A 7,193-nucleotide genomic window follows, 5' to 3' on the forward strand; every position below is an offset into this window, starting at 1 on the left:
CTCACTCCGTCTTTCTCGCGGATACATTTGTTCTGTCCATTGCGACTTTACGCTCTGTCAATTGCATCACCGCCACAATCGCGCTGCCGACGCCAAATGCGCCCATCAGCCAGAAGCCCCAGGCCAGACCTGCTCTATCGCTAATGATCCCAACTAGCACTGGACCAAGAAACATACCGAGACCATAAATAGCCTGATACATACCCATGGCGCTGGCTCGCTGGTGGCTGGCGACACCTCTGATACTTAGCCCCATTAGCAGCGGAAATATCACTCCCCGGGCAAAACCGCCTAACGCCTGTGATAGATACAGACCATAGATGCCGCTGAGCGAGGGAATAATCGCATAAGCCGCACCTGTGGCGACAAAGCTGGCAGCGATGGAGAAGCGTTCACCGAACCGATTGGCGAAATAGGCGCCACTTAGGGTGGAAGCGATAATACCGGGCAGCATAAACAATGTCTGCAGCAAGCCAAGTTCAAAGTTGCTGGCGCCAATCTGGCGGGCTGCGATCGGCGTAAAGCCAAACACCCCACCGTAGGTTAGCACTTGGATACAGAAGCCCAGTAGCGAAGCAATCATCAAATTTCTCTGTTTTGCCATAGCTAGCAATCCGGATAAAGTTAAGGCTGGGCGCTTATGCTCTTCCGGCTCAGGAGCGGCAAAGCTCAGCGCGATGCCAATTACCCCTCCCGCAGCTGCCACCAGAAACGTGTACTCTTGGCTGAAGTGGGTCGCAATCAAGCCGCCAGCAAACATGGCGAGAACTTGAGCAAGGTTGAGAATCGCATTTACGATGCCCATGGCTTTTGTTGCCTCATCAGGCTGAAACAGACTGGCAAATGTGACAGTGTGAATCACCCAGGTCGCCGCCGCCACACCAGAAAGTGCGCGAAAAACCAGCAGTCCCATCTCACTAGGAAATAGCCACATGCCAAGAGAGCTTGCCACACTGACCGCAACGCCTGCAACAACAAACTGACGGCGTTTGTTAATGGTATCTGACCAAATGCCAAGCGGGATCCGCAACAGCATTTGCGTAAAGCCATACGAACCTAAGATGATGCCCAGCATTTCATAGGAAATTCCCATTTCCCGAGCATAGGCCGGGAATACCGGCACATAGACATACTGGGAAAACCAGAAAAAACCGATCGCCAGCCCGAACAGAGTAATTTGCCTTGACCTCGTCATCTAATTTTCTACTCCCGTCCTCGTCCCAGCCTATTCAACGGCTCAACTTCGCTATCTAGACTGTATTCACTTAGACGATCTTTTCTCCATGATAACGCTCGCCGCCTGCATCAGGCAGCAGTTTATAACGTTCAGTCCAAAGTGTTTTATACTTCAATGCCTGGGCATGGATCTTATCCCAGTCCTCAGGAATCGACTTGATTACTTTGGCCGGCATACCGACGACCAGCGAATGCGGCGGGATAACCTGATGTTCCCTCACTAGCGCGCCGGCAGCTACAATACTGCCTTTTCCAACTACCGCGCCGGTGAGTACAATCGCACCCATGCCGATCAGGCAATGATCTTCAACCGTACAGCCGTGCAGTATAGCATTATGCCCCACGGTCACGAAATCGCCGATAATGCACGGATTATGATCCGCCACATGCAGCACGCTATTGTCCTGTACATTGCTGTAACGGCCAACTTCAATGCGATTGACATCGCCGCGAGCGACTGTATTGAACCAGAGGCTCGAGAATTCTTTCATCGTCACTGCGCCGATAACGCGAGCGCCATCAGCAATAAATGTTTTTTCATCAAGCGTGGGAGTAACTCCCTCAAAGTCATTACCTTTAAAACTCTTACTCATCATATCCACCTTCCTCTTTGTTTTTCAGGAGTCTGTTGCAAACCTATTCTCAGACCGTTCAGAAAGTGCCAGATGCTAGGCAGCCCGAGGAAGCGCGCGCAGACAGTACGTTCGGAGGGTACGACAAGCGCGCTCCCGCAGGGCTAACAACGCAGATGGTGCTTTATCAACGGTCTCCTAACCGATAATCTCGTGAACCCGTCCTACAGTTCCATCACTTAGTCGAACCTTGATTCCGCGCGTATGAACAGCGCTGCTGGTCAGGATATCTTTCACCACTCCCACGGTCAATTGGCCGCTGCGCTGGTGTTGCTTTTGCACGATCTTCACCTGGAGTCCAGGCCTGATGTCGCTGCGTTTTGTTCCGTCCATGACTCACCTCCTTAGATTTGTTCGAACCGCAGAGTGCACAGAATACACGGAGGGTACACAGAGGGCTCCTGATTATGCTTCGAATTTAAACGACTCAATCAGTTTCCGCTTTTCTTGCCGCGGCAGTCGCTTTATCGCCGCTTCGCGTCGCTGACCGCTGCTTTGATCAGGTTGATACTCAGAATAGACCAGTTTGACCGGCAACCGCCCCCGGGTATAACGAGCGCCAGATCCGGCATTATGCGCAGCCAACCGGGCGTCAAGGTCTGTTGTCCAGCCAGTATACAGCGTCCCATCGGCGCATTCAAGAATATAGGTATATGGCATAGTTTCTCCTTGAAGAGGTTATCCATACGGCCATCGATTCTCTGTTCAGAGTTATCTCCAGTTTACACCAATTATGGATGGTAGACAATAAGATGGCAGGAATTTGGCGAAATTCGTCGAAATTAATCGCGAAGTTATGAATTGGGGCGAAAGCTGAGGGAGCTTGGATGCGTTTTGCAAATAGAGTTACAATACTACTTGCCATTCTCATTGTTATTAGCAGCCTCATTCAATTCTTAGCTTTTGATAGGATATTTCTTTCAACTACGAATACGCTATTATTAGCCACTAATGAAAAAGCGGCTCAGAATATTGGGGAAACCCTAGCCTCTTATTTTACAAGAACCCAAGACGTAGTGAAAACAATTGCTGCTGACCCTGATATCAGAGAGAACCCAAACTCGCTTAATAAAGTTAACTCACTTATTCCTGAAATTAATATGATCTTTATACTTGATACGCAAGGCAACGTTCTACGCGCAACCGGAGCAAACACCGGCGCTAACGTAGCAAAGAGAGATTACTTCCCACGCGCCATGCAAGGCGAGACATATATCAGCAATGTCTTTACGAGCGCAGCAAACCGCCAGGTTATTGCGATTGCAACCCCTATTTTGGAAAACGGAAGTGTCTCAGGCGTAGTTGTTGCATCTGTTTGGCTGCACGATAATTACTTGTCGTCAATGTTTGATAATAAGTCATTTGGCCGGAACGGAATTATCATGATCACCGATGCTGAAGGGATCGTCATTTATCATCCGGATAAGTCTCGTATCGGCAAGAAGGCCTCAATATTCGACAAGCTACAGGAACCATCGGGCACGGTGACTATGGTTAACGGCGCTGGCGAAGAGCAATACATCGGATATTCTAAGCTTCCAGGATCGAACTGGCTTGTCGCGGTACGTACTCCAACTGCTGAGTTAAAAGAGCTTCGCCGTTTAGTGATTTACCAAATTATCGCTGTATCGCTAATTACCATTTTCTTAGCGGTTGCGATTGGCATATATACATTGCGCCGCTATATAAAACCGTTCGAAAGACTAGTTCAAGCATTCAGTTCTGTTAGAAAAGGAAAATATCGTGCAATTACTCCAACAGACTATGCCAGCGAATTCGATGAAATCGTGCAAGCCTATAACCTCACTGTGAAAAGACTTGAAGATCTCCATAACGCCTTACGCGGCGCTGCCGATATTGACGGTTTGACCGGAGCCTATAATCGTCGGGCTTTTGACCAAACCTTGGCGTCGCTGTATAGCGAAATGCAAGCCGGCTCGCTGACAAGCCTTGGAATACTGTTTTTAGACCTGGATAACTTCAAAAATCTGAATGATACGCAGGGGCACCAAGCTGGAGATGACGTTTTACGGGATTTTGCCGCTTTAGCTAGGTCGGTGGTAGAACCCCGCACGCTTTTCCGGTACGGCGGTGATGAATTCGTGATTATTCTGCGGGATCTCCCCCGCAGCACAATAATTTCTTTAGCTGAAGAGCTACGCTCACTATCTGAAAAGGAACTGCGAGGCTGTACCATGAGTATCGGTATCGCAACCTATCCTGAAAACTCCAATTCTATTGATGAATTATTGGTTTTTGCTGATAAAGCGCTATATATTAGCAAGAGTATGAAGAATACGGTGACAGCCTCCCTTTAAATTCTAATACGTTTATAAAAACTGCAGGGGCGACTCATGAGTCGCCCCTGCAGTTTTTATCTTACTATTCGTCGCGCACTGTTTGTGCTTGCGGGTTACCCTCAGCGGCACTCCTATTAGCAAACTACAAGCTCTTATGCACCACATAGCTGAGGACAAATCCGGCGGCCAGATACCGGTGCAGGCTGCGAAACATCCTCTGCGCGGGTAGTTGGCGTAGCTTCAGACCGAGGATTGCCAGTGCGCTGATGAACAACAACGCAGCAACGCCGGAGTAAACCCTAGGATGGGCGATAGGACCGCGCCAGCCAGAGAACATGATATATGCATGCACCAGCAGCAGGCTCAATGCACATACACCAAACAACGGGTGTAAATAACGCAGACTGGAAATACACGTTTTCACAAAGGCGTCACTCACAGCCGATAGCGCTAGCTTGCGTTTTCGCGCCTGTAGATACATTTCTCTGAGCAAGTAGTACGCCACTGCCAGAAAGCTGGCGACGATAGCAATCTTGGCTACTGTTTTAGCCACAGAGCGGACTGTCGGTCGTGGGAATTGGCCGAGAAAAGCAAATTGTACATCAAAAACGATGATCGCAACCGTCAAAGCGAAGACAGTCGTGCCAATGATAACAAACTGTGCTGATAATGCTTTGCTCATATTCTCGATTTTCTTAATCAACTCCATAGATACGCCTCCCGAGACTTCTGTTACAGTTTGTTTCGACAGAGCAGAAAAACGTCCTGCACATTAATAAATAAAAGCGTCCTCTTCGTTGTATTGTCCGCCAGACAGAGGACGTTGTTTTCTTTTCTATTTGGCGAACTTAAGTGACAATGTAGTTTAGCGAGCAGGAATATACAGCCTAGCGTGGAAGTTCAACTATCAAAACACGTAATCTGGCAGACTAGGAGTTGGCACTCATTGTGATCGCTGCAGGGAAAATTCTTCTCACACTCAGCATTATTGTTTTTTTATTGCGCCTTAAGACACCGATAGCAAAGGCCATGTTAGGCGGCTCACTCGTTTTATTCTTTTTATCAGAACCCACGCTGCCAAAGCTGACAACAGCCGCCTGGGCGACAGTCAGCAGCCATAGCGCTTGGGAGATTCTCCTGGCTCTTTACTTTGTCATGTGCCTTGAATATCAACTGCGAACGCATGGCATCATTGACGGTTTGATGGCAGCAGCCCGCCGCCTCTTGCAGAGCGACCGTGTTCTTCTGGCGGCAATGCCTGCTTTCCTCGGCTTTTTGCCATCTCTCGGCGGTGCTATTTTCTCGGCTCCTCTGGTAGAAAATGCGAGTAGAAGCTATCAGATCTCCGCCGAAGTCAAATCAGCCGTTAACTACTGGTTTCGCCATGTCTGGGAATTTACAAACCCCATTATGACTGGCATGTTGCTGGCTAGCCAAATCTCTAACATTCCGCTTGCCGATCTCATTGTGAAAATGGCATGGATAACTGTTTTTACGTAACTGTTTTTACGATCTTGATTGGCTGGTTGTTCTTGGTTGTTCCTTTAAAACCCACTACCGACCCTGCCTCTGTTCTTGAAAGGGACACTGATTTGATCAGCACAACAACTCACAAGCGTTATGTCGCGTTAGCAGTAAGTCCGATATTAGCTAATTTGGCTCTTGTCGTACTGTTCAAGCTAAATGCTTCGCTGTCAATGGCTCTGATCGTTCTCTGTGTGACCGGCATCTTGCGGCAAAGTGCTGCCGATATTCGCGCCATGCTGATCCATGCGTTTGACCGCAAACTGTTATGGGGTATTATCGGTATTATTTTCTTTCAAAATATATTGCGCCAGTCCGGCGCTGTTGGCGATATTGGCATCGTATTAAATGATTTAGCCGTTCCATCAGTTGTGGCTATTGGTATCATCGCTTTTATTTCCGGACTTCTGACAGGGACTTCGCAAGGTTTTGTTGCCATCACGTTTCCCTTTATCGCTGAATTGTCGCCTGGTGACCTAAACCTGGCAATGATCTGCTTTGTCATGGGTACGGCTGGCCAGATGTTGTCTCCTGCGCATCTTTGTTTGTTAGTCACTCTTGATTATTTTAAGGCAGATTTGCTAAAAACACTGCGCCCAATTTTCGTCATGCAAGCAATCGTGATAACAGCGGTTTATGCCGTTATCGGAATCTGGGGATAGTACCCAAGTCACAAGTGACAACATCGAAATATCACCAACTACAAAAAAAGCGCACTCAACTCAGTGCGCCGCTAATGATTTATTCGAGTTTGCTTAGAAGAGCTAGAATCACTTATCTGGAAACTTAGCCGCTGTAAGACTCCAGTTTTAGAAGCCGGAGTCCTACAGCGGTCTGGTTATCGGATAAACTTCACCTGATTGCAGATTATCTTTTCAAATCAATAAAGCCAAATTCATATTGTCAATGTTATAATTGATTTAGTTAATTCAGTCAATTCCAGGAGGCCTTTATGGATTTACGGCAATTAGAATATTTTCAAACAGCCAGCAGACTGAAAAGCATTACCCGGGCAGCTGAGCATCTGCATGTTTCGCAGTCGACTGTAACTTTAGCCATTCAGAGGTTGGAGGATAAACTCGGCATTTTACTGTTTGACCGCAGCCAAAAGCAACTACTGTTGACTGCCGAGGGGCAGGTGTTTTTACCCAAAATCGAGGATATCATGAACCGCCTGCAAGATGCGGTGGCGGAAATGGATAAATACCGTAAACTGCAAAAAGGCACACTTAGTGTTGGTGTGCCGCCAATGATTGGCTCATTCCTTTTTCCGGAAATACTGGCTGGTTTTAAAAAACTGTTTGCCAATATACAGCTTTCCACGATTGAAGAAAGCTCTTTCACAATCCGACAACTTCTGGAAAGAGGTGAATTGGACTTAGGAATTGTTAATCTGTATCAACCGACGCCAATGCTAGAAACCTTGCAGATAACAAGGGAGCAGTTTGTTGCCTGCCTACCGTTAGCCCATCCTTTAGCAGGAAATACAGTCATATCTCTT

9 protein-coding genes are annotated in these 7,193 nt (G+C 47.6%); 4 read left to right on the forward strand and 5 right to left on the reverse strand.

From position 1 onward, the window contains the following. Window position 1: 1 nt before the first annotated feature. The 4 genes from AXX12_RS02800 to AXX12_RS02815 form a co-directional block, all read right to left on the reverse strand. On the reverse strand, window positions 2-1,195 hold the full coding sequence (locus AXX12_RS02800; protein WP_066237846.1) for an MFS transporter: 1,194 nt from the start codon (window positions 1,193-1,195) through the stop codon (window positions 2-4). A gap of 70 nt (window positions 1,196-1,265) precedes the next feature. Continuing rightward, a complete protein-coding gene (locus tag AXX12_RS02805; protein WP_231881765.1) occupies window positions 1,266-1,832 on the reverse strand; it encodes a gamma carbonic anhydrase family protein in 567 nt (188 codons plus the stop codon). Between the two features lie 174 nt (window positions 1,833-2,006). After that, window positions 2,007-2,201: a YwbE family protein gene (locus AXX12_RS02810; protein ID WP_066237851.1), complete on the reverse strand. Its 195-nt coding sequence runs from the start codon at window positions 2,199-2,201 to the stop codon at window positions 2,007-2,009. 72 nt (window positions 2,202-2,273) lie between these two features. After that, complete coding sequence (locus tag AXX12_RS02815; protein WP_066237855.1) at window positions 2,274-2,528, reverse strand: GIY-YIG nuclease family protein; 255 nt, start codon at window positions 2,526-2,528, stop codon at window positions 2,274-2,276. A 167-nt stretch (window positions 2,529-2,695) separates the two neighbouring features. Here AXX12_RS02815 and AXX12_RS02820 point away from each other — a divergent pair, with 167 nt between their 5' ends. After that, window positions 2,696-4,186, forward strand: a complete 1,491-nt coding sequence (locus AXX12_RS02820) for a sensor domain-containing diguanylate cyclase (RefSeq protein WP_066237858.1) — start codon at window positions 2,696-2,698, stop codon at window positions 4,184-4,186. Between the two features lie 124 nt (window positions 4,187-4,310). Here AXX12_RS02820 and AXX12_RS02825 read toward each other — a convergent pair whose 3' ends face one another. Next, window positions 4,311-4,877, reverse strand: coding sequence for a hypothetical protein (locus AXX12_RS02825; protein WP_066237861.1), 567 nt, complete (start codon window positions 4,875-4,877; stop codon window positions 4,311-4,313). A gap of 227 nt (window positions 4,878-5,104) precedes the next feature. Here AXX12_RS02825 and AXX12_RS19755 point away from each other — a divergent pair, with 227 nt between their 5' ends. From AXX12_RS19755 to AXX12_RS02835, 3 genes are all read left to right on the forward strand, one after another. Then, window positions 5,105-5,668: a DUF401 family protein gene (locus AXX12_RS19755; RefSeq protein ID WP_231881766.1), complete on the forward strand. Its 564-nt coding sequence runs from the start codon at window positions 5,105-5,107 to the stop codon at window positions 5,666-5,668. After that, window positions 5,647-6,354 (forward strand): DUF401 family protein, encoded by a 708-nt coding sequence (locus tag AXX12_RS19760; protein WP_231881767.1) that lies wholly within the window; start codon window positions 5,647-5,649, stop codon window positions 6,352-6,354. The genes AXX12_RS19755 and AXX12_RS19760 overlap by 22 nt, the downstream gene beginning before the upstream one ends. Before the next feature lie 290 nt (window positions 6,355-6,644). Continuing rightward, on the forward strand, window positions 6,645-7,193 hold a 549-nt coding region (locus tag AXX12_RS02835; protein WP_156478575.1), incomplete at its 3' end, for a LysR family transcriptional regulator.

Source organism: Anaerosporomusa subterranea (genome assembly GCF_001611555.1).
GTDB classification, from domain to species: Bacteria; Bacillota; Negativicutes; order Sporomusales; family Acetonemataceae; genus Anaerosporomusa; species Anaerosporomusa subterranea.